Origin of the sequence: Kitasatospora sp. MAP5-34 (genome assembly GCF_029894335.1) — a bacterium.
Taxonomy (GTDB): Bacteria; Actinomycetota; Actinomycetes; order Streptomycetales; family Streptomycetaceae; genus Kitasatospora.
Genome location: NZ_JARXZC010000010.1, coordinates 13,085 through 39,549, shown reverse-complemented (window position 1 = coordinate 39,549; position 26,465 = coordinate 13,085). Strand labels below are relative to the sequence as shown.

At 71.7% G+C, this 26,465-nt stretch carries 24 protein-coding genes; 8 read left to right on the top strand and 16 right to left on the bottom strand.

All coding sequences use genetic code 11. The features are described from left to right. Positions 1-90 precede the first annotated feature (90 nt). Entirely contained in the window at positions 91-786 is a 696-nt protein-coding gene (locus tag P3T29_RS11540; protein WP_184917961.1) for a response regulator transcription factor, read from the bottom strand. Further along, positions 783-2,108, bottom strand: coding sequence for an ATP-binding protein (locus P3T29_RS11535; RefSeq protein WP_280716262.1), 1,326 nt, complete (start codon positions 2,106-2,108; stop codon positions 783-785). Before P3T29_RS11535 ends, P3T29_RS11540 begins: the two co-directional genes overlap by 4 nt. A gap of 295 nt (positions 2,109-2,403) precedes the next feature. On the opposite strand from P3T29_RS11535, the gene phoU reads away from it, so the two are divergent. Beyond that, positions 2,404-3,084 (top strand): phosphate signaling complex protein PhoU, encoded by a 681-nt coding sequence (gene phoU / locus P3T29_RS11530; protein WP_280716261.1) that lies wholly within the window; start codon positions 2,404-2,406, stop codon positions 3,082-3,084. Positions 3,085-3,541: 457 nt separating this feature from the next. Here the strand turns inward: phoU and P3T29_RS11525 are convergent, their stop codons facing one another. The 3 genes from P3T29_RS11525 to mshA all read right to left on the bottom strand — a co-directional run bounded on the left by P3T29_RS11525 (position 3,542) and on the right by mshA (position 6,316). Next, a complete protein-coding gene (locus P3T29_RS11525; protein WP_280716260.1) occupies positions 3,542-4,300 on the bottom strand; it encodes a phosphoglyceromutase in 759 nt (252 codons plus the stop codon). 76 nt (positions 4,301-4,376) lie between these two features. Beyond that, positions 4,377-4,910: a YbjN domain-containing protein gene (locus tag P3T29_RS11520; RefSeq protein ID WP_280716259.1), complete on the bottom strand. Its 534-nt coding sequence runs from the start codon at positions 4,908-4,910 to the stop codon at positions 4,377-4,379. A 59-nt stretch (positions 4,911-4,969) separates the two neighbouring features. Continuing rightward, positions 4,970-6,316, bottom strand: a complete 1,347-nt coding sequence (mshA, locus tag P3T29_RS11515) for a D-inositol-3-phosphate glycosyltransferase (protein ID WP_280716364.1) — start codon at positions 6,314-6,316, stop codon at positions 4,970-4,972. Between the two features lie 342 nt (positions 6,317-6,658). On the opposite strand from mshA, the gene P3T29_RS11510 reads away from it, so the two are divergent. Then, positions 6,659-7,480 carry a class I SAM-dependent methyltransferase gene (locus P3T29_RS11510; protein WP_280716258.1) on the top strand — a complete coding sequence of 274 codons (822 nt, stop codon included), beginning with the start codon at positions 6,659-6,661 and terminating at the stop codon, positions 7,478-7,480. A 130-nt stretch (positions 7,481-7,610) separates the two neighbouring features. On the opposite strand, the gene P3T29_RS11505 is transcribed toward P3T29_RS11510, so the two are convergent. Beyond that, positions 7,611-8,213, bottom strand: coding sequence for an O-acetyl-ADP-ribose deacetylase (locus P3T29_RS11505; RefSeq protein ID WP_280716257.1), 603 nt, complete (start codon positions 8,211-8,213; stop codon positions 7,611-7,613). 295 nt (positions 8,214-8,508) lie between these two features. Between P3T29_RS11505 and P3T29_RS11500 the strand changes: the two genes are divergently transcribed. Continuing rightward, positions 8,509-10,173: a SpoIIE family protein phosphatase gene (locus P3T29_RS11500; protein WP_280716256.1), complete on the top strand. Its 1,665-nt coding sequence runs from the start codon at positions 8,509-8,511 to the stop codon at positions 10,171-10,173. Positions 10,174-10,331: 158 nt separating this feature from the next. Here P3T29_RS11500 and P3T29_RS11495 read toward each other — a convergent pair whose 3' ends face one another. From P3T29_RS11495 to P3T29_RS11475, 5 genes are all read right to left on the bottom strand, one after another. After that, positions 10,332-10,673 (bottom strand): DUF2516 family protein, encoded by a 342-nt coding sequence (locus tag P3T29_RS11495; RefSeq protein ID WP_280716255.1) that lies wholly within the window; start codon positions 10,671-10,673, stop codon positions 10,332-10,334. A gap of 101 nt (positions 10,674-10,774) precedes the next feature. After that, on the bottom strand, positions 10,775-11,362 hold the full coding sequence (locus P3T29_RS11490; protein WP_280716254.1) for a hypothetical protein: 588 nt from the start codon (positions 11,360-11,362) through the stop codon (positions 10,775-10,777). Positions 11,363-11,451: 89 nt separating this feature from the next. Next, the gene (locus P3T29_RS11485; protein WP_280716253.1) at positions 11,452-11,898 is read right to left on the bottom strand and encodes a helix-turn-helix transcriptional regulator; all 447 of its coding nucleotides are present in this window, start codon (positions 11,896-11,898) and stop codon (positions 11,452-11,454) included. Positions 11,899-12,003: 105 nt separating this feature from the next. Continuing rightward, complete coding sequence (locus P3T29_RS11480; protein ID WP_280716252.1) at positions 12,004-12,279, bottom strand: hypothetical protein; 276 nt, start codon at positions 12,277-12,279, stop codon at positions 12,004-12,006. Next, positions 12,272-15,538, bottom strand: a complete 3,267-nt coding sequence (locus P3T29_RS11475; protein ID WP_280716251.1) for a DEAD/DEAH box helicase — start codon at positions 15,536-15,538, stop codon at positions 12,272-12,274. Before P3T29_RS11475 ends, P3T29_RS11480 begins: the two co-directional genes overlap by 8 nt. 148 nt (positions 15,539-15,686) lie before the next feature. On the opposite strand from P3T29_RS11475, the gene P3T29_RS11470 reads away from it, so the two are divergent. Further along, a complete protein-coding gene (locus P3T29_RS11470) occupies positions 15,687-16,241 on the top strand; it encodes a DinB family protein (RefSeq protein ID WP_280716250.1) in 555 nt (184 codons plus the stop codon). A gap of 87 nt (positions 16,242-16,328) precedes the next feature. Continuing rightward, the gene (locus P3T29_RS11465; protein WP_280716249.1) at positions 16,329-16,937 is read left to right on the top strand and encodes a YceI family protein; all 609 of its coding nucleotides are present in this window, start codon (positions 16,329-16,331) and stop codon (positions 16,935-16,937) included. 101 nt (positions 16,938-17,038) lie between these two features. Here P3T29_RS11465 and P3T29_RS11460 read toward each other — a convergent pair whose 3' ends face one another. Beyond that, the gene (locus tag P3T29_RS11460; protein ID WP_280716248.1) at positions 17,039-18,004 is read right to left on the bottom strand and encodes a LysR family transcriptional regulator; all 966 of its coding nucleotides are present in this window, start codon (positions 18,002-18,004) and stop codon (positions 17,039-17,041) included. A 141-nt stretch (positions 18,005-18,145) separates the two neighbouring features. Between P3T29_RS11460 and P3T29_RS11455 the strand changes: the two genes are divergently transcribed. Next, positions 18,146-19,354 (top strand): MFS transporter, encoded by a 1,209-nt coding sequence (locus tag P3T29_RS11455; RefSeq protein ID WP_280716247.1) that lies wholly within the window; start codon positions 18,146-18,148, stop codon positions 19,352-19,354. Positions 19,355-19,366: 12 nt separating this feature from the next. On the opposite strand, the gene P3T29_RS11450 is transcribed toward P3T29_RS11455, so the two are convergent. Continuing rightward, complete coding sequence (locus P3T29_RS11450; protein ID WP_280716246.1) at positions 19,367-19,894, bottom strand: GNAT family N-acetyltransferase; 528 nt, start codon at positions 19,892-19,894, stop codon at positions 19,367-19,369. A gap of 196 nt (positions 19,895-20,090) precedes the next feature. Between P3T29_RS11450 and P3T29_RS11445 the strand changes: the two genes are divergently transcribed. Further along, the gene (locus tag P3T29_RS11445) at positions 20,091-20,840 is read left to right on the top strand and encodes a TetR family transcriptional regulator (RefSeq protein ID WP_280716245.1); all 750 of its coding nucleotides are present in this window, start codon (positions 20,091-20,093) and stop codon (positions 20,838-20,840) included. Between the two features lie 85 nt (positions 20,841-20,925). Here P3T29_RS11445 and P3T29_RS11440 read toward each other — a convergent pair whose 3' ends face one another. The 3 genes from P3T29_RS11440 to P3T29_RS11430 all read right to left on the bottom strand — a co-directional run bounded on the left by P3T29_RS11440 (position 20,926) and on the right by P3T29_RS11430 (position 25,535). Further along, the gene (locus P3T29_RS11440; RefSeq protein ID WP_280716244.1) at positions 20,926-22,212 is read right to left on the bottom strand and encodes a C40 family peptidase; all 1,287 of its coding nucleotides are present in this window, start codon (positions 22,210-22,212) and stop codon (positions 20,926-20,928) included. Positions 22,213-22,442: 230 nt separating this feature from the next. Beyond that, complete coding sequence (locus P3T29_RS11435; RefSeq protein WP_280716243.1) at positions 22,443-23,594, bottom strand: hypothetical protein; 1,152 nt, start codon at positions 23,592-23,594, stop codon at positions 22,443-22,445. A gap of 93 nt (positions 23,595-23,687) precedes the next feature. Continuing rightward, on the bottom strand, positions 23,688-25,535 hold the full coding sequence (locus P3T29_RS11430; RefSeq protein ID WP_280716242.1) for a threonine/serine exporter family protein: 1,848 nt from the start codon (positions 25,533-25,535) through the stop codon (positions 23,688-23,690). A gap of 607 nt (positions 25,536-26,142) precedes the next feature. Here P3T29_RS11430 and P3T29_RS11425 point away from each other — a divergent pair. Continuing rightward, a complete protein-coding gene (locus tag P3T29_RS11425; RefSeq protein WP_280716241.1) occupies positions 26,143-26,460 on the top strand; it encodes a hypothetical protein in 318 nt (105 codons plus the stop codon). Positions 26,461-26,465: the final 5 nt, after the last annotated feature.

Genomic DNA, 26,465 nt, shown 5'->3' with positions numbered 1-26,465 from the left:
TCCGGAGCACGACGCAATGACGGAGGACCCCGCCAGTTCCTTCCTGGCGGGGTCCTCCGTCGTGTGGTGCCGCTGTTTCAGCCCACCGGTTTACGGCTCGAACTTGTAGCCGAGGCCACGCACGGTGACGAGGTACCTGGGCGCACCCGGGTCGGGCTCGATCTTCGCCCGCAGGCGCTTCACGTGGACGTCCAGGGTCTTGGTGTCACCGACGTAGTCGGCGCCCCAGACCCGGTCGATCAGCTGCATCCGGGTGAGGACGCGGCCGGCGTTGCGCAGCAGCATCTCCAGCAGGTCGAATTCCTTTAGCGGCAGGTCGACCTTGGCGCCGTCCACCGTCACCACGTGCCGGTCGACGTCCATCCGGACCGGGCCGGCCTCCAGCGCGCCGGGGCCGCCGCCGTCCGCACCGCCGTTGCCGTCCTCGCCACGGCGGCGCAGCACCGCGCGGATCCGGGCGACCAGCTCGCGGGTGGAGTAGGGCTTGGTGACGTAGTCGTCGGCCCCTATCTCCAGGCCGACCACCTTGTCGATCTCACTGTCCTTGGCCGTCACCATGATGACCGGGACGTTGGAGCGGACTCGCAGCTGGCGGCAGACCTCGGTGCCCGGCAGGCCGGGAAGCATCAGGTCGAGCAGTACCAGGTCAGCGCCGTTACGTTCGAACTGCTCGAGCGCGTCGGGTCCGGTGGCGGCAATGGCCACCTCGAATCCCTCCTTGCGGAGCATGTACGAGAGAGCGTCGCTGAACGACTCCTCGTCCTCGACCACCAGTACTCGGGTCACGTGCGGGCCTCCGGGGCAGGAAGGGGGTGGGTAGCGGTTCGGGGTGTCTGTGATGTCGGGGTTGAGCGGGGAAACTCTGACCGCTCCGGTGCCGGGGCCTGCCCGGCGGGGAGCCGTACGGTGAAGGTGGAGCCCTGGCCCTCGACGCTCCAGACCGACACGGTGCCGCCGTGCGAGGCAGCCACGTGCTTGACGATCGAGAGGCCCAGACCAGTTCCCCCCGTGGCGCGGGAGCGAGCCGGGTCGACGCGGTAGAACCGCTCGAAGATGCGCTCGCGGTCCCGCTCCGAGATGCCGATGCCCTGGTCCGTCACCGAGATCTCGATCAGTTCGCCGTCGGCCTCGCCGAGGGCGGCGGCGCTGGAGATCCGGCGGGTGGCGATGGCGACCCGGGTGCGCGGCGGGCTGTAGTTTACGGCGTTTTCGACCAGATTGCCCAGCGCGGCGGCCAGCTGGCCACGGTTGCCGTGCAGGTAGAGGCCGCCGATGCCGCCGGACGCGATGTGGATCTGCTTGGCGGCGGCCGGCTGCCGGCAGCGGTCGATCGCCTCGGCGATCAGCTCGTCGACCGGGACGGGCTCCGGGTCCATCAGCAGCTGGTCGTCCTGGACCCGGGAGAGGTCGATGATCTCCTGCACCAGGCTGGCCAGCCTGGTCGCCTCGATCTGCATCCGCCCGGCGAACCGCTGGACGGCCTCCGGGTCGTCGGAGGCGTCGGCGACCGCCTCGGAGAGCAGCGAGAGCGCACCGACCGGGGTCTTGAGCTCATGGCTGACGTTGGCGACGAAGTCGCGGCGGACGGCCTCGATCCGGCGGCGCTCGGTGAGGTCCTCGACCAGGACCAGGACCAGCCGGGAGCCGAGCGGGGCGACGCGCACCGAGACCGCGAGCGGCTCGGCGGCACGGGCGGCGCCCGGGCGGGGCACCTCCAGCTCGACCTGGCGGATCTCGCCGTCGCGGCGGGTGGCGCGGGCCAGCGAGAGCATCTGCTCGACCGCCATCGCACCACCCCTGACCAGGCCCATCGCGTACGCGGCGGAGCTGGCCTTCACCACCTCGTCGGCCTCGCCGAGGACGATCGCGCAGGAACGCAGCACCGAGAGCACCGTGTCCACACCGGGCGGGAGCGGTGGCTCCTGCATGGCGATGGCGCCGGCGCTGCCCTTGGCGCCGCTGCTGTTCTTCGGATTCTTGCCGGTCTTTCCGCCGTTGATGCCCCTGGCCTGCTCGCGTTCACTCCAACGGAAAGCGATGGCGGCCGTGAGACCGACGCCGAGCCCGGCTATGGCGCAGGCAGCGGCGGCGGCCACATTCACGTCCATGTGGCCAGCGTAAGCGCATCGTGGCCGCTTGCCGCCAGGGTGCGATCAAGGGATCGGCCGCACGTTGCCGAGAATTCACCTTCAGGTTTCTACTGGTTCACCACAGGGGTCGTGCGTGGTCGCCCGGACAGCCCACTGTGGATTGCGCAGCCCGTGTGGGCAGTGGCGCGGCTACGATTCGCGCCACCAGCAGCGGCCGTCCGGGCTCGGACACGCGGGAGTTCCCGTGCGGAGAGTATGGATCAGCCGGTCGGCACCGCCACCGACACAGCTACTGAGGAGAAGAGAGAACAGCATGCGCGACGCGTACCACGAGGAACTCGACTCGATCAGCGACGGACTGGTCGAGATGGCGCGACTGGTCGGATCGGCCATGGGCCGGGCGACCACCGCGCTGCTGGACGCCGACCTGGAACTGGCGGAGAGCGTGATCGCCGCCGACGACAAGGTCAACGCCCTGCACCACGAGCTGGAGAACCGGGCGATCGACCTGCTGGCCCGCCAGCAGCCTGTCGCCACCGACCTGCGGATAGTGGTCACGAGCCTGCGGATGAGCGCCGACCTGGAGCGCTGCGGCGACCTGGCCCGGCACGTCGCCAAGGTGGCCCGGCTGCGGTTCCCCGAGACGGCGGTGCCGGCTGACCTGCACCCGATCGTCCTGGAGATGGGCCAGCTCGCCCAGCGCCTGGTCGCCAAGGCCGGCCTGGTGATCGCCACCAAGAACGTGGACGCCGCTCTGGAGCTGGAGCGGGACGACGACGCGATCGACGCGCTGCACCGCGAGCTCTTCTCGCACCTGCTGGACGACCGCTGGCAGCACGGCATCGAGACCGCCGTCGACGTGACCCTGGTCGGCCGGTACTACGAGCGCTTCGCCGACCACGCGGTGTCGGTGGCCAAGCGAGTGGTCTTCCTGGTGACGGGCGAGCACGTGAACGACTTCCTGGCCTCCAGCGAGGCGTCCGCCGAGGAGTAGTCCGCCGCAATGGTCAGCAGCAGTGGTCCACAGCGCTCAGGCAGCGGAGCGGAGCAGTCGGCAGGGGGCGCACGGGGGCGGCGGATACCCACACCCGCGCGCCCGTTGACGCCTCGTCACCAGCGGGCTTCACTCGTTGAGCAGGCACATCGACGTGTGCCTGGACAGAGGAGGGCCCGCGCGATGAAGGCAACCCCGACCACCCCACCGCCCAGCGTCATCGAGGCACCCGCACCGGCACACCTGCCCATCCTGGCCGCCGGCTGCGGCTGCGGCCCCGGCTGCGGCTGCGGCTGCCAGTCGGGCGCGCCGTGCCAGTGTGGCGGCACCACCGGAAGCTGCTGCGGCGGCCACTGACGGCCCAGGAACCCCCTGACGGCCCACAGACGGCCCGAGAACCACGACGGCCCCCGATCAGCGCCATTCACGCTGGTCGGGGGCCTGATCGTTTAAGGGCTTACTTCTTGCCCTGGTTCTTCACGGCCTCGATGGCAGCCGCGGCGGCGTCCGCGTCCAGGTAGCGGCCGCCCTTGACGAGCGGCTTGAAGTCGGCGTCCAGCTCGTAGACGAGCGGGATGCCGGTGGGGATGTTCAGGCCGGCGATGTCCTCGTCGGAGATGCCGTCCAGGTGCTTGACCAGCGCGCGCAGGCTGTTGCCGTGCGCGGTGACCAGCACGGTCTTGCCGGCGGCGAGATCCGGCACGATCGAGTCGTACCAGTACGGCAGCATCCGGTCGACGACGTCCTTGAGGCACTCGGTGCGCGGACGCAGCTCGCTCGGGATGTCCGCGTAGCGGGCGTCGCCGGCCTGCGAGTACTCGTTGTCGTCGGCCAGCACCGGCGGCGGGGTGTCGTACGAGCGACGCCAGAGCTGGAACTGCTCCTCGCCGAACTCGGCCAGGGTCTGGGCCTTGTCCTTGCCCTGCAGGGCGCCGTAGTGGCGCTCGTTCAGCCGCCAGCTGCGGCTGACCGGAATCCAGTGCCGGTCGGCCTTGTCCAGGGCGATCTGGGAGGTGCGGATCGCCCGGCGCAGCAGGGACGTGTGCAGCACGTCCGGGAAGTAACCCTCGGCGGCGAGCAGCTCGCCGCCGCGTGCGGCCTCCTTCTCGCCCTTCTCGTTGAGGTCGACGTCGACCCAGCCGGTGAAGAGGTTCTTCTGGTTCCACTGGCTCTCGCCGTGGCGGAGCAGGATCAGTCGGTAGGTCGTGTCAGCCATGGCGCCCAGCTTAGACCGACCGGCAAACGGTGGACGGCGGGGTCCGAGACCTGGTCAAGGCAGCGGTGGTGGCGTCCTAGCCCTCGTCGGCCCGGCCTGCCGGTGCCTCGGGCCCGGCCAGGTGCGCGAAGGCTTCGAGGTTGCGGGTGGACTCGCCGCGCTTGGTGCGCCAGGCCCACTCGCGGCGGATCGCGGAGGCGAAGCCGAGTTCGAGCAGCGTGTTGAACGGCTCGTCCGCGCTCTCCAGCACCGCGCCGAGCAGGCGGTCGACGGTCTCCGGGGTCAGCGCCGCCAGCGGCAGGCGTCCGGACAGGTAGATGTCGCCGAGCGCGTCGACCGCGTACGCGACACCGAACAGCCGGGTGTTGCGCTCCAGCAGCCAGCGGTAGACCGCCTCGTGGTTCTCGTCCGGGCGGCGGACCACGAAGGCGTTCAGCGAGAGGGTGTGGTCGCCGACCCGCAGCGCACAGGTGGTGGAGAGCTTCCGCGTCCCCGGCAGCGCCGCGACCAGGGTGTACGGGTCGGTCACCGCCGGTTCCCAGGCCACCCCTGCCTCGTCGAGCGCGGCGCGCAGCAGGCCGAGGGCGTCGTCCTTCGTACGAGTTGCCATGAGGGAGACGTTACTCGGCGGTACTGCGGCCTCGCAGCCCGACGGGTGCCGCACCGGGATCAGGCGAGCCGGCGGCGCGCGCTGCCGAGCAGCCCGGCGGGGCGGTGCAGGGCCCCCGCGTAGACGTCGGCGGTGGCCGCCGCCGACGCTCCCCAGCCGAACGCCGACGCATGGCGGGCCGCCGCCGCGCCCTGCCGGTTCACCAGCTCGGGCCGGGTGGCGTACGGATGCAGGGCGTCCGCCCAGTCGGCCGGGTCGTGGCCCCGGACCAGGGTGCCCGTGACACCGTCCCGGACGGCCACCGGGAGACCGCCGACCGCCGCCGCCACCACCGGCGTGCCGCAGGCCTGCGCCTCCAGCGCCACCAGTCCGAACGACTCGTTGTACGAGGGCATCACCAGCGCGGTCGCGGCCCGGTACCACTCGGCGAGCTGCGCCTGCCCGACCGGCGGGTGGAACCGCACCACGTCCGAGATGCCCAGCTGCGCGGCGAGCTTGTGCAGGCTCTCCGGCTTCGCGAGCCCGGTGCCGGACGGACCCCCGACCACCGGCACGACCAGCCGCTCGCGCAGGCCGGGCTCCCGCTCCAGCAGCACGGCGACGGCCCTGAGCAGCACGTCGGGCGCCTTGAGCGGCTGGATCCGGCCGGCGAAGAGCAGTACGGCCGCGTCCTGCGGCAGGCCGAGCCCGGTCCGGGCCGCCCGCTGGGCCGCGAGCCGGTCGGGCCCGGGCCGGTCCGGACCACTCTCGGCCTCCGGGCGGAAGACCTCCAGGTTGACCCCCGGGTGGACGACCGCGAGCTGGTCCGGGCGGGCGGCGTAGTGGTGCGAGAGCGCGCCGGCCTCTTCGGCGGTGTTGGCGATCAACCGGTCGGCGGCCTCGACCACCTGCGTCTCGCCGATCACCCGGGCGGCGGGCTCGGGACTGTCCCCGGCCGCCAGTGAGGCGTTCTTGACCTTCGCCATGGTGTGCATGGTGTGGACCAGCGGCACGCCCCAGCGCTCGGCGGCCAGCCAGCCGACCTGCCCGGAGAGCCAGTAGTGCGAGTGGACCAGGTCGTAGTACCCCGGGCGGTGACCGGCCTCGGCCCGCAGCACACCGTGCGTGAAGGCGCAGAGCTGGGCGGGCAGGTCCTCCTTGATCAGACCCTCGTACGGACCGGCCGTGACATGGCGGACCAGCACCCCGGGAGCGAGCTCCACGGTGGGGGCGTCGTCCGAGCTGGACGCCCGGGTGAAGACCTCGACCTCGATGTTCAGGTCGGCGAGACGCTTGGCGAGCTCCACGATGTAGACGTTCATGCCACCGGCGTCACCCGTCCCCGGCTGGTGCAGCGGGGAGGTGTGGACGCTCAGCATCGCTATCCGGCGCGGCCGACGGGCCCGGCTGCCGACCAACGCCTGCAACCTGCCCCGGCTGGGCGGAGGCGTCGTCTGGGCACGGCGAACCGTCCGTGCGGTGTGCTGCGTCACCTGGCTGAAGCCTCCTCTTGCTCCCCGGCTGCTGCCTCGTCGCCGGTAACCGCGCTCAGTAGCCGCATCTGGTAGCCGCGCTGGTGGTCGCGGCGCCGGTCGTCACTGCTGTTGTTGCTGTGGGTGATGCCTGCTCTTGCCGGGCACTGCCGATCCTGCCGACTGCCTCCGGGGGCGGCAGGGCATCCGTCCAGTGTGCCAACCACAGGGTCGACGGCCGGTATTCCCGTCTCAGCGCATGAGATGAGGGCCGGTGGGCCACGTAGGCTGCGGGGCATGGCCGCCTCGTTCGATCCCGTCCCTGCCCGTGGGCGTTCCGCCCGCCCGGTCGGGACCGTGACTCGTGGCACCACCAACACCAACCGACTGCGCCGGATGGACCGCTGGATCGCGCACACCCTCGGCCCCGCCCTTCGCGGGACGGCGCAGGCGCCGATCGCGGTGGACCTCGGGTACGGCGCCGCACCGTGGACGGCGGTCGAGCTGTCGGCCCGGCTTCGCGCCGTCCGGGCGGACGTACGGGTGGTGGGCATCGAGATCGAACCCGCGCGGGTCACTGCGGCCGTCCCCTACGCCGATCCGCCGCTGCTGACCTTCCGGCGCGGCGGCTTCGAGGTACCGCTGGACGGCGCGGCACCGCTGCTGATCCGGGCCGCGAACGTGCTGCGCCAGTACGAGGAGTCGGCGGTCGCCTCCGTCTGGGAACGCCTCTGCGCTCGGCTGGCACCCGGTGGGCTGCTCGTCGAGGGGACGTGCGACGAGATCGGACGTCGGCACGTCTGGGTGGCGCTCGGCCCCGAAGGCCCCCGGACGGTGACCTTCGCAGCCCGGCTCGGCGGCCTCGGGCAACCCTCCGACCTGGCGGAACGGCTGCCGAAGGCGCTCATCCACCACAACGTGCCGGGGCGTCCGGTGCACGCGTTCCTCAGCGACTTCGACCGGGCTTGGGCCGCTGCGGCACCCTACGGCGCGTTCGGAGCCCGGCAGCGCTGGGTGGCCGCCTGCACGGCGCTGGCCCGGAACTGGCCGCTGCTCGACGCCCAAGGGCGTTGGCGGCAGGGCGAGGTAACGGTGCCGTGGGGTGCGCTTGCGCCGTAGGCGGGAGAGCGGGGCGGGGCCAAGGGGAGATTCACTCGAACGAGCTATCGAATAGGACTGGCGCGTTGACGGCTCGTCACGCCACCATGGAGGCGGTCGCACGAGCCGTCAGACGCCTCCTGAGTCACCGTCAGCTCCGCTGCTCCAACGCGCGCCGCACCCGCTCGAACGTCTCGTACGCAGCTGTACCGAACAGCACGAACCGGATCTCTTCCAGCCCTGCCGCCCCCGCTCCGCCTGTTGTCTCCGCTCCTCTCCCTGCAACTGTCTCCGTAGCAGGTTCCGCACCAGCCACTGCCTCGGCCACGGCTGTGAGGGCGATCCGCGCCGCGTCCTCCGACGGCCAGCCGTACACCCCGGTCGAGATCGCCGGGAAGGCCACCGTCCGTGCCCCCAACTCCACCGCCACCCGCAGCGATTCGCGATAACAGGAGGCCAGCAGCTCGGCCCGCTGCTCGTACTCCTCCGTCAGGTGGACCGGCCCCACCGTGTGCACCACCCATCGGGCCGGGAGGCGCCCGGCCGTGGTCGCGACAGCCCGGCCGGTCTGCAGGCCCTTGCCGTAGTGCGAGGCGCGCAGCTGCCGGCACTCCGCCAGGATCTCGGGGCCGCCCTTCCGGTGGATGGCACCGTCAACTCCACCACCGCCCAGCAGAGAGGAGTTGGCTGCGTTCACCACCACGTCCACCTGCTGTTCCGTGATGTCACCCTCGACCACCGTGATCTGTGTCACCGCACCAACCCTCTTGTCGTCAGGGGCCTGAAGGGCGCCCATCATGTCCACCGACCCGCCGACAGCGTGGCAATAGCCACATCACCGGCGGTCAGTCTGAGGATTCCCCGGAGATAACGTTATGGTCGCGAGAAGATCCCCGACACACGGTGCCAGGCGGGCACCACGGGCGGACCCCAACCGTTGCCCAGTCGGGGAAAGGGAGGAACGACCAATGCCCGCAACGGGAGACGGGCGGGCACCAGGTGCCGTGTCCCACGGGGGTCCCCCCGGCCGGAGGCTGGGGGAGGGCTCCGTGGCCGCAAGGCCGGCCGGACACACCGCCGGCCCCGCCGAGTACCCTGCCAGACGCGCCACGGACCAGCGTGCCGGCCACCTCGCCGAGTACGCGACCGACCACGTCACCGCACATGTCACCGCGCACGTCAACGGCCACCCCGCGGACCGCCCGGTCGAGCGCCTCCCCGGCCTCACCGGTGTCCCCGGCCAGCCCACGCTGCCCTCCGGCTCCTCCGGCGGGCGTACGACGCGCCGGGCCGACGGGCGCAACCGGACGGCCCACGCCACCGACGGCGAGTCACGCCCCATACCGCGCCCCCGGACGACAGCCTCCGCCCGCTCCACCCCCACCCCCGAGGCTCCGTTCCGGCTCCTGGTCATCGAGGACGACGCCTCGGACGCCGCCCTGATCGAGCGGCTGGTCACCGACAGCGGGGCTCCGATCGAGCTGCACTGGGCGCAGGGCATCGAGCAGGCCACGTCCAGGCTCTCCCCCACACCGTCCGCAGCCCGGCGCGGCCGACCGCGCGGCACCGACTTCAGCTGCGTGCTTCTCGACCTCGCGGCACCGGCGGATCTGCCGCACCCGTCCGACGACTCCGACGGGCTGGAGGGGCTCCGGGAACTGCTCCGCCGTGCCCCGCACACTGCGGTCGTGGTGCTCACGGACGCCTCCGGCGCCGAACTCGGGGCTGCTGCTGTCGGCGCGGGCGCCCAGGACTTCCTGGTCAAGCACGAGACGGACGGCCCCCTGCTGGCCCGCGCCCTCAGGTACGCGATCGAGCGGAAGCGGGCCGACGAATCACAGCGGCGCCTGGTCGAGGCGGAGCTGCGCGGCCAGGAGAACGCGCGGCTCCAGCGCCATCTGCTCCCCACTCCCCTGCTCGACGGCGCCGGGCTCGCGTTCACCCGCCGCTACCGCCCCGGGCGTCGGCGAGCCCTGCTGGGCGGCGACTTCTACGACGCGGTACGGACGGACGACGGTGCCGTCCACGTGGTCATCGGGGACGTCTGCGGGCACGGGCCGGACGAGGCCGCGCTCGGGGTCGCGCTGCGGATAGCGTGGCGGACACTGGTCTTCGCCGGGCTCACAGGCGAGGCGCTGCTCACCACACTGCAGCATGTCCTGGAGCACGAGCGGCGCAGCGACGAGATCTTCGCGACTCTCTGCATGCTGGTGCTCTCCCCGGGCGCCGAAGCCGAGCCGCCGGTGGCCAAAGGCCTGGCTTCGGGGCGAAGGGGGGTCACCGCCGTCGTCGACGGCCGTCCGGTGGAGCACGCCCAGCTCTATCTGGCGGGGCATCCCGCTCCCCTGCTGCTCCGGGCGGACGGCAGGCCGGCGCTGCTCCCGTTCGAGCAGGCGGGCCCGGCACTGGGCCTGCTGCCGTGCGACGACGGACAGGCGATCTGGCCCGCGCAACAGTTGGAGCTCCAACCGGGTTGGAGCCTGCTGCTCTACACGGACGGCCTGGTCGAGGGCCGAGTCGGAGCCGGATCCCGCCGCCTCGGGCAGGACGGGCTGGTCGAACTGATCGGCGACCATCAGGCGGCCGGCCTGACCAGGGGCCGGCTGGTGGACAGCGCCATCGCCGAGGTGGAGGAGCTGAACGGCGGTGCGCTGACGGACGACGTCGCCGTGCTGCTGCTGGAGCGCAACCCCGCTCCGCTCATCATGGGGTGACGCTCCGGGCCACGACCTGGGCGTCCGCCCCAGGTCGGGACGAAGCGCTGGGAAGACACCGATCCGGCCGGAGCGGCTCCCCCGCCAGGGGTGCCGCTCCGGCCGGATCCACCGTCGTTCGCCGTGGTCGTCACTACACGCCTGTCACCACGCGGTCGTCACCACGGGCCGTACGGGCCCATGTTCCGCTTGCTGTCGCCGCCCTTACGGCCGCCGGTCACCTGCTTGAGAGCGGGCCGGACATCGACCATGTAGACGATCGCGGCCACCAGGCCGACCAGGGCGAGTGGCCCGAAGACGCTCGGCCCGAGGAGAAGGTCGATCCCCAGCGCAAGACCCAGGATGATCAACCAGAACGGCTTGGTCTTCTTGTCCGCCGCCCGGTAGGCATCCTCCCGGCGCGTCAGTGCGTCCCCGAAGGCGACCAGCTTGAACCCCACCATCGCCATGGCCAACCACCAGAGCGGGCTCACGACATCGAAGAGCAGGATCTGCACCACTGCGTTCTCCTTACTGTGACCTCGGCAACACCGCGGCCATCGTGGCACGGCCGACCGTCACCGAACTGGACAACGCACCGGCCGGTCGGGACGTGCCCGGGTCACTTCTCGCTGCTTGCCCTCCGGGCCCGAGGGGTCCGCTTCGGCTGCGCCGACCGGGTGTCGGCGTCCGCCTCGCCGGACTCCTCGGTCACCTCCTCGGCATCGACGACGACCGCAGTGACCTCCGGGGCCTCCGGAACATCAACGATCTCCGCCACCTCGACGACCTCGGTCACCGGTACCGGCTCCTGCCCAGACACCTCGCCGGCCTGCTGACCCTTGTCCACGACGGCCTTGCCGCGCACGGCCAGCTCGTCGTAGACCTCCTTCGCCTTGACCGCGAACTCTGCGGCCCGGCCCACCTGCTGGAGCGCGAAGCCCTGCGCCTTCTCCTGCAGCGCCTTGAAGTCGGTCGGCAGCGTGGTGACGGTCTCCGTCACCTTCGCCTGCGCCTCGACCAGGCGGGCCTGTGCCTGCTGCAGGCCGGCCGTGGCCTTCTCCTGGGTCCCCTTGCGGTCGACGGCGAGCGCCTCGACCTTGCCCGGGACCTCGCGCAGCTTCTCGAACGCGAGGTCGCCGGCACCTGCGAGGGCGTACAGCGGGGTCGGGTCGCTGAGGGTCTTCTTGATCTCGTCGGTGATCGGCATGACCGGTCCTCCCTTTGCGTCGGCAGCCCCCGCGAGGGGCCGGCCGAAAGTCTCGTCGGCCGCGCGCCGGACAGGCGGCGGCCAGGTGTTCAGTCGACGTCGGCGGCGGCGCCGGCGTCCCTGAGGTTCTCGGTGGCCTCTCCGGTGGCCTTCTCGGTGGCCCGCTCCGAGGCGTGCTCCGAGGCGTGCTCCCTGAAGTTCTCTTTGAGGAAGGCGTCGTAGACCGCGAGCAGGGCCTGCTTCTGCTGCTCGTTGATCAGCGGGTCAGCCAGGATCGCAGCCCGCAGTTCGAGCCCCTCCCCGCGCCGTTCCTCAAGAATCCCGGCCTGGATGTACAGCGTCTCCGCCGAGATCCGCAGCGCCTTCGCGATCTGCTGCAGGATCTCCGCACTCGGCTTGCGCAGCCCACGCTCGATCTGGCTCAGGTACGGATTGGACACACCTGCGGCCTCCGCGAGTTGCCGCAGCGAGAACTGCGCATTCCGCCGCTGATCCCGGATGTACTCGCCGAGCGAGCCGACGTTCAGTGAGGCCATGCCGACAGTCTGCATCGACGTGCTTGCAAATGCAAGCATCCAGCTAGCACCGGCAGGCCACGGCATGTGCGACTGAAACACGGCGGATGGCCATTCCCGTTCACGTCAGTCGGTGGGCTCGCCGGTCAGCCTCCGGTAGACGGGTGCGAGCAACGTGGCGAGGTCGCGCCCGCCGACCCTGATCCCCGAGCCGCCGAGGCTGGCGATCGCCGAGCCGCCGGGCGCGGGACTGTCCGAAGCAGGGCCGTTCGAAGCGGGGCCGAGTGTGAAATCACCGTCCCAGAAGGCATTCAAGCGGCCGGACGGCAGCGCATCGTCGGGCCTGGACCGGTCGGACCGGTCGAACCGGTCGAACCGGTCGGTCGGCGCGTGGTCAGTCATCGAGTGCCCCTTCGTCCAGGTACGGGTGCGAGTAAGGGCCCTGGCTCTGCTCCTCGCCGACCGCGTCGGCGGAGAGTGCCACCAGTTCGCGCAGGCCCTCGGTGGAGAGTTCGGTGAGCCACTGCTCGCCCGCTCCGACGACGGCCTGCGCGAGGGCCCGCTTGGACTCGATCAGCTCCGCGATCCGCTCCTCTACGGTGCCGACGCAGACGAACCGCCGTACCTGGACGTCCCGGCGCTGGCCGATCCGGAAGGCCCGGTCGGTGGCCTGGTCCTCGACCGCCGGATTCCACCAACGGTCTAGGTGGATCACCTGGTTGGCGGCCGTGAGGTTGAGCCCGGTGCCGCCCGCCTTGAGCGAGAGCAGGAAGACCCGGGGGCCGTCCGGTCGTTGGAAACGGGCCACCAGCTCCTCGCGGCGGCGCTTGGACACTCCCCCGTGCAGGTAGAGCACCTCCTCACCGAGCCGCTCGGCCAGATGCGGCTGGAGGAGCTTGCCGAACTCCGCGTACTGGGTGAAGACCAGGGTCCGGTCCCCCTCCGCGAGCGCCTCTGCCAGGATCTCCTCCAGCCGGGCGACCTTGCCCGAGCGCTCGGCCAACTTGGAACCGTCGTGGAGCAGTTGGGCCGGATGGTTGCAGGCCTGTTTGAGTTTGCCGATGGCGGCCAGCACCGTGCCCTTGCGTTCGACGCCACGGATGCCCTGGACGCGGTGCAACAGGTCGGCCACCACCGCCTGGTAGAGGCCGGCCTGCTCGGCGGTGAGGTTGCACCAGACCGTGATCTCCTGCTTGGCGGGCAGCTCGGCGGCGATCGCCGGGTCGGTCTTCAGCCTGCGCAGGACGAACGGCCCGGTGAGGCACTGGAGTTGTGCGGCGACGGCCTGGTTGCCGCTCTGCTCGACCGGGATCGCGTAGCGCTCCTTGAACGACTCCGCCGTGCCGAACAGCCCGGGGTTGGTGAAGTCCAGGATCGCGTGCAGCTCGGAGAGCCGGTTCTCGACCGGAGTACCGGTGAGGGCCAGCCGGTGGGCCGCAGGGAGCGAACGGATCGCCCGGGACTGGGCGGTGGCGGTGTTCTTGATGAACTGGGCCTCGTCGGCGACGATCCGCCGCCAGGGGATCCGCCGCAGCTCGGCGACATCACGCTGCACCAGCCCGTAGGTCGTGATCAGCAGGTCCACACCGCTGTCCGGAATGCTCTGCCGGTCCGCGCCGTGGTGGACGTGCACGCGAAGCATCGGCGCGAACTTCGCCGCCTCCCGCTGCCAGTTGCCGACCAGCGACATCGGGCAGACCAGCAGCGTCGGCCCGATACCGCCGCCGGCGCCGCCGGCCTGGCCGGCAGTGCGCTCGGCGGCGCGCTCGGCCGTGGCTTCGGCCGCGTGTTCAGCCGCGTGTTCAGCCGCGTGTTCAGCCGCGTGCTCGGCGGCCAGCAGCGCGAGCGTCTGGACCGTCTTGCCGAGGCCCATGTCATCGGCCAGCACGGCGCCCAGGCCGAGCCGGGTGAGGGCGTGCAGCCAGGCCAACCCCCTTTCCTGGTAAGGGCGCAGAGTGCTCCCGAAGCCGGGCGGCAGGTCCGGCGGCGGGGTCCGTTCGGCGGTCCGCCCCGCGAGCAGGTCACCGAGCGGACCGGCCGCCCGGACACCCGTCACCGGCAGCCCGGCGACCTTGGCGTCCGGGGCGAGGGCGAGGCGCAGCACGTCCGCCGTCGGCATGGTCCCGGTGCCCTGGCGGCGGAGGAAGGCGAGTGCCGCCGAGATCTGCGCGGCGTCCACCTCGACCCATCGGCCACGCAGCCGTACCAGCCCCTGCTGGGCGGCCCCGAGATCGGTCAACTCCTGCTGGGTGAGGGTGAGATCGCCCAGTGCGGCCTGCCAGCGGAAGGCGACGATCGCGTCCCGGTCCACCTGGGCCGACCGCTCGACCGAGCCGGGTGCGGGGGGGCGGGTGGTACTGAGCAGCAGGCCGAGGCGCGGACGGCGCTGCCACCAGGCGGGGAGCAGCACGCCGAATCCCGCGTCGGCGAGTACCGGGGCCGCCTGTTGGAGGAAGGCGAAGGCTCCGGCGCGGTCCAGGTCCAGCCCGGTGGGGCGGGAGTTGCGGAGGGCCGGTGCGAGTTCGGGACGGCGGAGCGCGGCACGGGTCAGCTCGCCCAGGTAGACCTCGATCGGGTCCTCGGTTTTGCGGCTGAGCGCGGCGAGCGCTGGTCCGCCGTCCCACAGGTCTGCGGCGGTGAGGAGGAGGGAGGGCTGATCGACGGCCTGGATGAGGAAGTCGAGCCGCCAGGCGTCGTCGGAGGGAGTGCCCTCGGGGTCGTCGTCGGCCGGGCCGAGCGGTTCGGAGAGCCGGAAGCAGAGCCGGAGTCGGCCGTCGGGGTCGGCTGCCCCCGCGTACCAGGCGGCGAGCTGTTCCCGCAGTTCGGCGAGGGTCGGCGCCGGTAGGGACGGCAGGTGGCCGTCGGGGGCCAGGAGTGCGGCGTACCAGGTGTCGGCGGGGGTGACGGCAGCGAGTGCGGGTGGTTCGCCGTCGAGGGCGCTGCGGGTCTCGCGGTCGACGAGTACGTCCAGCAGTTCGGCGACCAGCTCGGCGGCGGTGCGGACCTCCGAGCCGGGGCGGTGCTCGGCGCGGGCGGCCGGTGGGCAGCCGGCCACGAGGGCGGCGGCCTCCCGGCGGGCGGGCCCGTCCAGGGCGGGTTGCCAGCGGGCGTACGGCTCGCCGTCCTGCTCGCGCAGCGCGGGCAGGACTCGTCCCCGTCCGACCAGTCGCCAGGCGAGGTCGTGGACGGCGGTGAGCCATCGCAGCGAGGCGCCGTACGCGATCTCGGCCGGGCTGCCGCCCGGGAGTTCGACTGCGGCGGCGGACCAGTGCGGGTCGAAGAGTTCGCCGAGCAGTTGGGCCGCCTCTGCCGGCGCGAAGAGCAGTACGGGCACCCGCCAAAGGGCCTGCCCCACACCTGGGTTGACCGCGCCGACGGGCAGCTGCGGGGAGGGCGTCGGTGCGCTGTCGAAGCTGGGGAGGAGCAGCGTGGTCCATCGCTCCGGGGCCTGTTCGGCGAGCCAGCCGAGCCCGGGCCCGATCCCGGCCAGCAGCCGCGCGACGACGCCCGCCGGGCAGGCGTACGGATGGGCGGCCGCCGGGCGGCCGGCCTCCCGCGCGGCGCGGACGGCGCGTTCGCGCGGCGCGCCGAACGCCTGCGCGTCCTCGGCCCACAGGGCCAGCCGGCCGTCCGCTTGCCAGAGGGCGTGCAGGGCATACATCGGGAGCCTCTCGGAACGCGTGCGGACTCGATTCACCTTAGACCGACCGGCAAATGGGGCCGAATTAGGACCGGATCTGGCCTGATTGGCGGATAGCGTCGGTCGTACCGAAGCGGAAGCACGCCGCCCGATGAGAGAGGTGCCCGACATGGTGACCCTGGTACGCCCCGAGACCGACGAGCGCGACGCCCTGCTGGCCTTCCTGGACGCCCAGCGCGGTGCCATCCGCCGTGCGGCCCACGGCCTGACGGAGGAGGAGGCCGCGTCGAAGCCCAGCGCCAGCGCCCTCTCGCTGAGCGGTCTGGTCAAGCATGTGGCGCGGTGCGAGCACTTCTGGATCGTCGGCACCCTGATGGGCCGCCCGCTCGGCTGGCCGGCCGGGACCAGTTGGGCGGACGAGCACCGCCTCCTGGAGGGCGAGTCCCTGGCCGGCTGGCTCAAGGCGTACGAGGTGATCGCGGCCGAGACCGAGGAGATCATCCGCGGCCTGCCCGACCTGGAGGTCGACGCCGCGCTGCCGGACCAGCCCTGGTTCCCGCCGAACAGCCGGCGCACCGCGCGGTGGATCCTGACGCATCTGATCGCCGAGGTGGCCCGGCACGCCGGACACGCGGACATCATCCGGGAGACGCTGGACGGCCGGACGGCCTTCGAGTTGATCGCCGACATCAAGGCGGAAGCCGAGGCGGGAATCCAGTCCTAGATATGGTTGAACATTGAACGAAGATGCCCTAGGCTCGAACCAAGAAGTTGAAGCCTGGACAAAGGCTTCACTACCCCAGGAGGAGCCATGGGCATTTTCAACCGCAACAACGCCGCCGCAGCCGCTGTCGACACCGCGTCCCCCGCCGGCCCGGACCTGGGGCACCTTACGGGTGACTACGGGATCGACGCCACCCACAGCCGGGTCGGGTTCGCCGTCCGCCACGCCATGGTGACCAACGTCCGCGGCGAGTTCACCGAGTACGAGGGCAAGCTGCACCTGGACGGCACCAACCCGGCCGACTCCTCCGCCGAGCTGGTCATCAAGGTCGGCAGCGTCAACACCAACCAGGCCCAGCGCGACGAGCACCTGCGCAACAGCGACTTCCTGGCTGCCGAGACGTACCCGGAGATCACCTTCCGCAGCACCTCCGCCGAGCAGGTGGACGGCGACTCGTACCGGATGACGGGCGACCTGACCATCAAGGACGCCACCCACCCGGTCGTGCTGGATCTCGACTTCACCGGCAGCGCGACCGACCTGTACGGCAACGAGCGGGTCGGCTTCGAGGGCACCACGACGATCGACCGCACCACCTGGGGTCTGACCTACAACGCCGCGCTCGAGACCGGTGGCGTGCTGATCGGCGAGAAGGTCAAGCTCAGCTTCGACATCTCCGCCGTGAAGGCCGCCTGACCCGAACCTCCGCCCCACACGCACCAGCTGCTCGCGCGCTGCCCCTGCCGATCGACGACGGCGGGGGCGCACGCGCGTCCGCACCGAAGTGTCCCCACAGGTCAGCTCCGCAGCAGCTCCGCGTCCTCGCGCGGGAGCCAACTCCCGGGCGGGCGCCGCAGCCAGCCCTCCCGGGAGCCGAGGTCCGCCGCCGCCGCGCGCAAAGCGTCCAGGCCCGGGTGCCTCATCTCCGGTCGGTGGACCAACCCCACCAGGCTGAGCGGCACCGGTTCGACCAGCGGACGGGTCACCGTTCCCGGTATCTCGGGCCCGCCGGTGGTGGTGAGCATCGCCTCGCCGTGTCGGTCGATGTAGTGCGCCAGCTCGTCCGCCCCGACCGGCGGACTGTACGGCGTGGCCGCCACCAGGCCGTGTGCTCCGAGGAGTTGACGGCCGAGGTCGGCCCACTCGGTGGTCGCCGGATTGCCCGCGCAGATGTCCACGGGATGCCCGGCCAGCGCTGCGAGCGGCACCTCGGGCCGGGCGGCGAGCGGATGGGTGAGCGGCAGCAGGACGGCCATCCGCTCCAGCCTGACCGGCGAGTGGGCCAGCCGGGCCCGCAGTTGAGTCGGGAGACCGGCGTACCGGCCGAACGAGACGTCCAGCCGGTGGACGAGCAACTCCTTTGCCGCTGCGGCGAGTCCGCCGTGGAACCGGGCCAGCAGCTCACCATCCGGCACGGCCGCCCGGGCGGCGGCGAGCAACCGGTCGGCCGTCAGGTCGTCGCCCGTGACCGCGCTGTTCAGATCGACCAGCAGCGCCCTGCTGTCGCCGCCCGCCAGGATCTCGTCCTGCAGCGCGAGCAGTTGGTGCGCCATCGGCAGCAACCGCTCACCGGCCGGGGTCAGTTCCACACTGCGGGTGGTGCGGGCGAAGAGTGTCCGGCCGAGCACCCGCTCCAGCGTCCGGATGTCGCGGCTCAGCGCCTGCTGCGCCACGTGCAGGTTCCCGGCGGCCCGGCCGAAGTGCAGGGTCTCGGCCGTCGCCACGAAGCCGCGCAGCAGGCGGGGATGCAGATCATGGGGCATCCGGGCAGATTAACGCAGGTCAGGGGTGTCGTCAGCCGATTTTCAACGCAGCTGCGTCAATCGATCCAAACAGGTGTTGGACCGACCCGGGCCGCCCCCAGGAGGCTGAGGGCATCCGTTGATCACCTCTCGGGAGCACCCGTGTTCGCCTCGTACCGCCGGATCTTCGCCGCCCCCGGCGCGATCGCCTTCACCCTGGCCGGGCTGCTCGGCCGGCTCTCGTTCTCGATGGTGGGGGTGAGCACCGTCGTGATGATCGCCACCCGCCGGGACTCGTACGCCCTGGCGGGGGCGGTGACGGCCACCGGGGTGATCACCGGCGCGCTCGGAATGCCGCTGCTGGGACGGCTGGTCGACCGGTACGGCCAGTCCAGAGTGGCCGTACCGAGTGTGCTGGTGGCAGCCGTCCCGTTCGCGGCACTGCCGCTCTGCGCCCGCTACGACGCCCCGGCCTGGACGCTGTTCGTCTGCTTTGCCGCCTCCTCCGTGCTGCCCAACCTGGGCGGGATGGCGCGAGCCCGCTGGGCGTACCTGTACCGGGACGACCCCGAGGCACGGCGGCTGGCGAACTCCTTCGAGCAGGCGTTGGACGAACTGTGCTTCATGGCCGGGCCGGTACTGGCGATGCTGCTCTGCACCTCGCTCTTCCCCGAAGCCGGGCTGACGGTCGCCGTACTGCTCTCCTGCACGGGCGGCCTCGCCTTCGCGGCCCAGCGCCGCACCGAACCGCCGGTGCAGCCGCCGGCCCCCGGCGGTGGCGGCGCACTGCGGTCGAGCGGGTTGCGGGTGCTGGTGCCGGCCTTCGTGGCGACCGGCGCGGTCTTCGGGTCGATGGAGGTCACCACCATCGCGTACGCCGACTCGCTCGGACAACGGCCGTTGGCGGGCGGCCTGTTGGCACTGATGGCGGCAGGTTCGTGCCTGTCCGGGCTGGCCTTCGGGCTGGTCCGGCCCAAGCGCACGCCCGCCGGCCGCCTGGTGGCCGGGATGGCCGCGATGGCGGGGCTGCTGCTGCTCCCACTGGCCGCCGGGGTGTCCGGCGCGGGGCTGGGTGCACTGGCGGTGGCGATCCTGATCGCCGGCTCGGGGACCGCGCCGACCATGGTGGCCGGGCTGACGCTGATCCAGGAGCTGCTGCCCGCAGGGAAGTTGAACGAGGGTATGGCGGTCGTGATCTCCGGCCTGCTGGTCGGGATCTCGGCGGGCTCCGCCCTGGGCGGCGCCGTGGCACAGCACGCCACCCCGGGCACCGGCTACTGGCTGCCCGCCGGGGCGGCCGCGCTGGCCCTGCTGATCACGCTGGCGGGCTTTCGCCTGCTTCGCGCACCACGGGCCACCGGCCCAGCCTGACCCGCGCCTTCGTCAGGCCGCTGCGTCCGGGAGCCAGGTGTACTCGTACTCGGGGAGGGTGAAGCCGGCCGCGAATTCGCAGTCGCGCTCGTCCGTGCGGACGCCACCCTCGCGCTCGTAGAAGGCGACGGCCCGGGTGTTGCCCGCCAACACCTCCAGGTACAGCGCGGATTCCCGGTTCCGGGCCAGGGCGAGGGCCTCCCGGAGCAGCCGGCGCCCGAGGCCCGCGCCGGTGTGGCCGGGGCGGACGTGCAGATTGTCCAACAGCACCCGGCCGTCCGGCTCGGGGACGAGATAGGCGAAGCCGTACAGTTCGCCGCCGGCCTCGGCGATCAGCAGGACCGGGGTGTCGGCGGGCTCGCCGTAGTCGGCGGTGAGCCGGATCGCCCAGATCTCGCCGCTCACCTCCGCCAGGCCGTCACCGAGCACCTCGGGCGGGAGGATGCCCGCGTACGCCGCCTGCCGGCTCTCGGCGTACAGAGCGGCGACGGTCTCCGCGTCGGCTGCCGCACCCGTTCTGATGACGATCTGTCGGGTCATGTGACGAGCCTCCCACGATATCGACTTGAACCCGTTCCGCCCTGAGTCGTAGAGTCGTCCCGCAGGGGGTTTTGAACACGTTCGAAATATTGGACCGGGTGCGCAGGGGACATCCGGTACAACGATATCGGCTGGTCAGAGGCCCCCTGCTCAGATTCTTGCCGGAGGGCGCACACCCCCGGGTAGGCTCGCCAGCGTGGACGACGCAACTGAGCCCGCCAGGGCCTCCGAGCTCCCCGGCGGTCGGGCACTCCCCAAGACCGACAAGAGCGAGCAGACCCGTGCGCTCATCCTTGAGACGGCCATGCGCCTGTTCAAGGAACGTGGCTACGACAAGACCACGATGCGCGCCATCGCCGCCGAGGCCGGAGTCTCGGTTGGTAACGCATATTATTATTTTGCGTCGAAAGAATTCCTGATCCAAGGATTCTACGACCAGATGACCCATGCGCATGCGGCCGATGCCAGAAGTCGGATGGCGGGCAAAAAGGACTTCGCGGAACGTCTCGGAATCGCCCTCGACTCCTGGGTGGACTGCGCGGCCGAATACCACGGCTTCGCGTCACAGTTCTTCCGCACGGCCGCCGACCCGACGAGTTCGCTCAGCCCGTTCTCCAACGAGTCCCACCCCGCCCGGGCGACGGCCGTCGAGCTGTTCCACGAGGTGCTGAACGGCTCGGACCTCGCACCCAAACTGGACGCGGAACTCGCCGATCTGCTCCCCGAGTTGCTCTGGCTGCACCTCATGGTCGTGGTGCTCTACTGGGTCTTCGACCGCACGCCGGACACCGAGCGGACCCGCGAGTTCGTCACCCGTTCGACGCCGATGGCCGCCCGGGTGATCAACCTGTCCCGCTACCGGGTCTTCCGGCCCATCGTGCGGGACGCCAAGAGCCTGATCCAGGACTTCATCCTCCCGACCATAGGCAGGACGGCGAAGCCGTAGCGGCGCTGATCGGCTGGCGTACCGGATCCGAGCGCGGGCCCGAACCCGAGCCCGAGTTGGCGCAGTGCCCCTGAACACTGGAAACCTACGCGTCCCGGTCAGGCTTCGGGCGGGCGTAGAAGTCGGGGCGGCCCATGATCCAGAGGCTGGCCTGTTTGATGGCCGTGCCCGGGCGGGGGGCCTCGATCATCTGGTCGTCACCGAGGTAGATGGCGACGTGGTAGATGTCGGCGGCGCGGCCGGTGTGGGTCCAGAACACCAGGTCACCGGGGCGGAGCGAGCGGTACGAGACGGGGGTCGACTCGGCGTACTGGTCGGCGGCGAAGTGGGTGAGCGATCGGCCGGCCGTGCGCCAGGCCATCATGGTCAGCCCTGAGCAGTCGTAGCCCGTCGGGCCCTCGCCGCCCCAGATGTAGGGCAGGCCGATCTTGGAGCGGGCGAAGTCCAGTGCGGCGTCCACTCCCCTGGCCGACCCGGCGCCGTCCGCCGACGAGCCGTCGGCGCCGGGGGTGGCGGCGGAGACCTGGGCGGCTGCCGCAGCGGCTCGGGCCGCCTCCTCGGCCGCCCGGGCGGCGATCGCCTCCTGGGCCTCGCGGCGCTTGCGCTCCAGTTCGACGGTGGTGTTGCGGGCCGTGGCGAGCGCGGCGAGCAGCCGTTCGCGGCGGCGGCCGATGTCGGCGACCTCGCTCTGCTGGGTTGCCAGCCGGGCCTGGGCCCGTTCCTTGGCCGCCAGCACCGCTTCGGCGGCACGTCGGGCGTCCTGCGCGGCGGTCCGTGCGGCGGCCGAGGCCCGGGACGCCTCCGCTGAGGTGGCGGTCGCCGCGTCCAGGATGTCCTTGGTCCGGGCTCCCGCCATGCTGACGGCGGCGGCCCGTTCGGTGAGGGCCCGGGGGCCGTCGGCGCCGAGCAGCGCGTTGATCGCGGAGAGTTCGGCGCTCGCGCCCTGCCGGTAGGTCTCGGCGACGAGTTCGGCCGCTCGCCCCGCCGCGTCGGCGCGGGCGGCCTCGGCGGCCTGCGCCCGCCGGGTCGAGGCGTCGGCTTCGACCCGGGCTTTGGCCAGCCGGGTCTGTGCTCCGTTGTAGGCCTCCACCGCCTGCTCGGCGACGCGTCCGGACTGCTCCAGCTCGCTCTGGGCGGCGGAGAGCCGGGCCTCGATGGCAGCGGTGTCGGTGGCACGGGCGTCGGCCTCCGCCTGGGCGCGGGCGATGTCCTCGGCCGACGGGTACGGATCGTCGGCGGGGGCGGCGAGCCCGTCGAGGGCTGCGGGTGCGGCAGGTGGGGCGGCTCGGGGCGGGGCGGCCACGGCTGCAGGGAGCAGCCCGAGCACACCGGTGAGAGCCAGCACGAGTGTCGGCAGGAGTCTGCGTGCCACGGTTCTTCCCTCTCGCCAACGTCTGATGACCAGTCAAAATATCCCATCAGGTGACAAATCAGTCACTCGTCGTAATATTCTCAAACGCGACGGCCTGTCAGCGCCATCCCTGTGCCTCCGGCCGGGTGAGATGTCGGATCCACCGACCCGAACGGCCCTGCCGACTCACCGTCAGGCCCGTCGGCAAGCCCGCCAACAGGCAGCGGCGGGCAGCAGCGGCGGCGCGGGGCTCAGCGCTTGGGCGGTACGTGCGGGCGGGGGATGCGTGGGTGACGGTACGCCGGGTGCGACTCGGGGCGGATCACCGTCGCGGGCCGGGCGGTGACGGCAGGGCTGCCTGGGCCGGACGTACCTGCCGTCCCGGACGGACGTACCGCGTAGGTTCGGTTCCGGCCGGCCCGTACGGTACGGCGGCGCTGCTGGGCCTGGCCCTGGCGCCCGGGGTCGGGGGCGGAGGCGCCCGGACCGGTGACGGGGGTCGAGGCACGAGCGGCCGAGGCGGCGCGGCGGTCGGCGAGCCGGGCGGAGCGGCGGGCGAGCGCCCTGGCCTCGTGGGCGTCCAGGTGGGCACTGGCCCGGGCGGCCACCCGCTCGGCTACGCGGTGGGTGGCGGTGTGATGGGCGGGCACCTTGTCGGGTGCGCCGGCGATCAGGTCGAACAGCCAGGTGCGGGCCCGGTCCGCACGCCGGTGCAGCAGGCGCTCACGCCGGAGCGCACGCCCCCGGCGGCGTGGCCTGCTCGCGTACCGCCAGCGCGCCCAGGGGCTGCTGGGCCGGGCCAGCCGGACCGCACCGATCCAGGAGAGGCCGGGGATCATGATGCCGAGCAGTCCCGTCCAGACCTTGCCCTTGAACAGGGCGACGATCGAGGCCAGCGCGTTGACCGAGATCACCGCGACCAGCCCCCAGCGGCCGGACCCCTCCGGTGAAGTCTGCCCGGGGACGACCCCGAGCGGCACGTACCCGGTGAGCAGCAGCGCGGTGAAGAGGATCCCGAAGATCACCGCGTCCACCGACTTGCGGCCCTGCTCGCTCCAGTAGACGTCGTCCAGGTGCAGGATCAGCGCGAACTCGTCCAGCACCAGCCCGCAGCCGATGCCGAAGCTGAACCCGAACCAGTCGATCCAGGGGTGCCCGCCGTTGGTCGCGAAGACCCCGATACCGCCGAGCAGCAGGAAGCCGAGCCCGAACACCATGTGGTGGATGTGCAGGCCGCCGGGGGTGATGTTGCCGGGCCACCAGCGGACCTTCGCGCGGATCATCCGCACGCTGAAGCGGATGAGGAGGAAGGAGAGGATGAACCCGACCAACAGCAGGAAGAGCGGCTGCTTGTGCGCGGCGATGATGTGCGTGCGGTAGCCGTCGAGCAGCGTACTGATCATGGGTCGTCGTACCTTCGTTCCCTCGTGCTCCGGGGTCGCTCCGGGGTCCCGCCCGGCCGGGAGGATCGGCTGGGACGACCGGCCTAACGCCGCTCAGAACCCCCGGGTGCGTTTGGCGGCGCGGCGCGGCGCGAGCAGGTACGGGGCGAGGCGCTGGTCCGCCCCCAGCGTCCCCAGCCCCGGTGCCCTGATCCCGGTGGTCCGGCCGGGGAGTTTCATGAAGAGGCGCGCGATCTCCCCTCCGAGGTTCACCCCGACCGCCAGTGCGAGGGCGAGGGCGGCGGCCCGGCCGACCGAGGCCAGGCCGACGTCGGGCTGGTTCTGGGTGAAGGCGAGCATGCCGAGGTAGATCGCCGAACCGGGCATCAGCGGACCGAGGGCCGCCGTGACGTAGGGCAGCGAGGAGGCGGAGCGGTAACGGGCCATCAGCTGCCCGAACAGGCCGACCAGCCCGGCCGCCACACCGGTCGCGATGATCGGGGAGTACCCGGCGTTGCGGGTGAGCACCCCGTACGTGGCCCAGCCGGCACAGCTGTTGAGGGTGACGAAGAGCAGGTTGCGGCGGTCGGTCTGCAGCAGCATCGCGAACGCCAGGGTCAGCACCATCGCGGCGGTCAGCCGGATCAGCGGGTGGCTGTCGACCCCGGCCAGGCTCTCGCCCGGATTGAACCTGGCGTGGGTGTTCAGCCCGGCGTACAGCACCAGCATCACGCCGATCACGATGCCCGCGACCAGGTACAGCACCTCCAGCAGCCGGGCGGCGGCGGTGATGTAGAAGCCGGTGAGACCGTCCTGCACGGCGGCGACCATCGCCCGCCCGGGAAGCAGCGCGAACAGCCCACCGGTGATGACGACCGAGCCGCGCAGGCCCGCGTCGGGGAAGTTCGAAAGGATCACGCCGGAGGTGGCGGCCGGCATCGCGGCGATCACGAACTGGTAGAACTCCGGCAGCCCCCGGCGGGCGACCAGCGCGGCCAGCCGGTCGCCGAGGATGGCGGCGACGAAGGCGTTCACGAAGACCAACCAGGCCTTGGCGTCGACCTCGCCCCCGACCAGGAAGGAGGCGGCGCCGGCCAGCAGCCCGGTCGCCAGGGCCAGCAGCCAGGTCGGGTACGGATGCCGGTTGCGGCGGATCTCGGCGAGCCGGCGGTAGGCGTCGTTGACCGAGAGCTTCTCGGCGGTGATGTCGGTGACCAGCCGGTAGACGGCGGCCAGCCGGGTGTAGTCGGAGGTCCGGCGGCGCACCACCCGGTCGGCGGTGACCGGCGGGTCCACCAGCGAGGGCTGGTAGGAGATCCCGATCAGGGTGAAGGTGACCTGCGGCTCGCAGTGGTCCAGCCCGTACGCGTGGGCGATGCCCAGCATGGCGGCCTCGACGTCCTCGGCCGCCTCGCCGCTGGCCAGCAGCAGTTCGCCGATCCGGAGCGTCAGGTCCAGGATGCGGGGGACGCTCCGGAGCGCCGCGTCCGGCTTCTGCTCGCGCTGGGTCCGCTCGTACGCGGGGCGCTCGGCCATCGGGGTGCGCAGCAGGGTGCGCATCCGGTCCGGCCAGGGAGCGGCGCCGGGGGCGCCCGGGTTGAGGTTGGGCACGCCGAGCCCGACGGGCAGGCTGTAGCCGACGGCGCGCCAGTCCTCGGGGCTGAGGGTGTCCTCGGCGACGCTGACGTACGGCTTGGCGGCGGCCCCGACGGGGGTTTCCGCCGTCGTCTCGGCTTCTGCGGGCCGGAGCAGCCCCTCGGTCTCGGCCGGCGGCAGGGCCAGCGGGACGGCGGTGCTCTGTTCGACCGGTGGCGTGTCGGGGCCGAGCAGACCCTCGGTCGGCGGCGCGTCGCGCGGCTCCACCGGCTTGGGCCCGGGACGGACGGGCCCGCCACCCCTGGCCTTCCGGGCGCGGCTGACACTCTTCGCGCTGCCCGGCCGGCCCCGGCCCCGCTTCGGCACTACCACTCCTCGCCACCCCTGGTGGCTTCCGGCCACCGCTGTACTCTCCTGCCCCACCTTGCCTGATCGAAAGCTTGAACGCACATGTACGTACCGGACTGCGCAGGTGAGCGGACCGGACTGTCCGGTTCGGACCACTCGTACCGGACCGTTCAGGACGGTTCAGGACGGTCCAGGGCCGAGCGAGGAGCTGGTGGCGGGACTGGTCACGGGACTGGGACTCCTGACGTTCAAGACTTGTGACATTCGAGGATTGGCAATGAAATAGCAAAGCAATGCCCAAGAGATTGTCTGCTTGTCGGAGGAATATCGCCCCGCAGGGCCGGTCAACCTGGGATTGACGACGGCCCGACTCTCGCCGCGCCCACGCAGGTGGGAGAAATAGCCGCCATTCGGGGGGATTTCAGCCTTCTCACGCATCTTCGGGCCGGGCCGGTCGTTGAGGGGTTATCCCCTCCGTGCGACACCTTCGGGCTAACGCTGCCGCCAACTATTGAAGTCAATGGGCCGACTGGGGAATGCTTGCGATGCGACGCCAGCCAACGGCGCAACGCGGGGCGGCCACCCCGCTCGCGCTACTTTCGTACCGAGCAAGCAGGAGACCACCGTGTCCCGTATTCGCGCAGTCGCCGCCATCGCCGCTCTCGGAGCCTTCCTCCTGGCCGGCGTCGGTACCGCCCAGGCCGACAACGGCGCGGGCTCCGACCATCTCTCCAACAGCAGCGTGGTCAGCAACACCGGCTCCGGCAACATCGTCGGCAGCGTGCACGGCAACGCCAACGGCACCCAGCAGACGGCCACCGGCTCCGGGAGCAGCAACCAGAACAACAACGTGGGGGTCGCCGGCAACTCCGGTGGCGTCGGCACCGTCCAGGGCAACGGCAACCTCTCGCACAAGGTCTACTACCCCTTCGTCCTGTACTAGGCCGG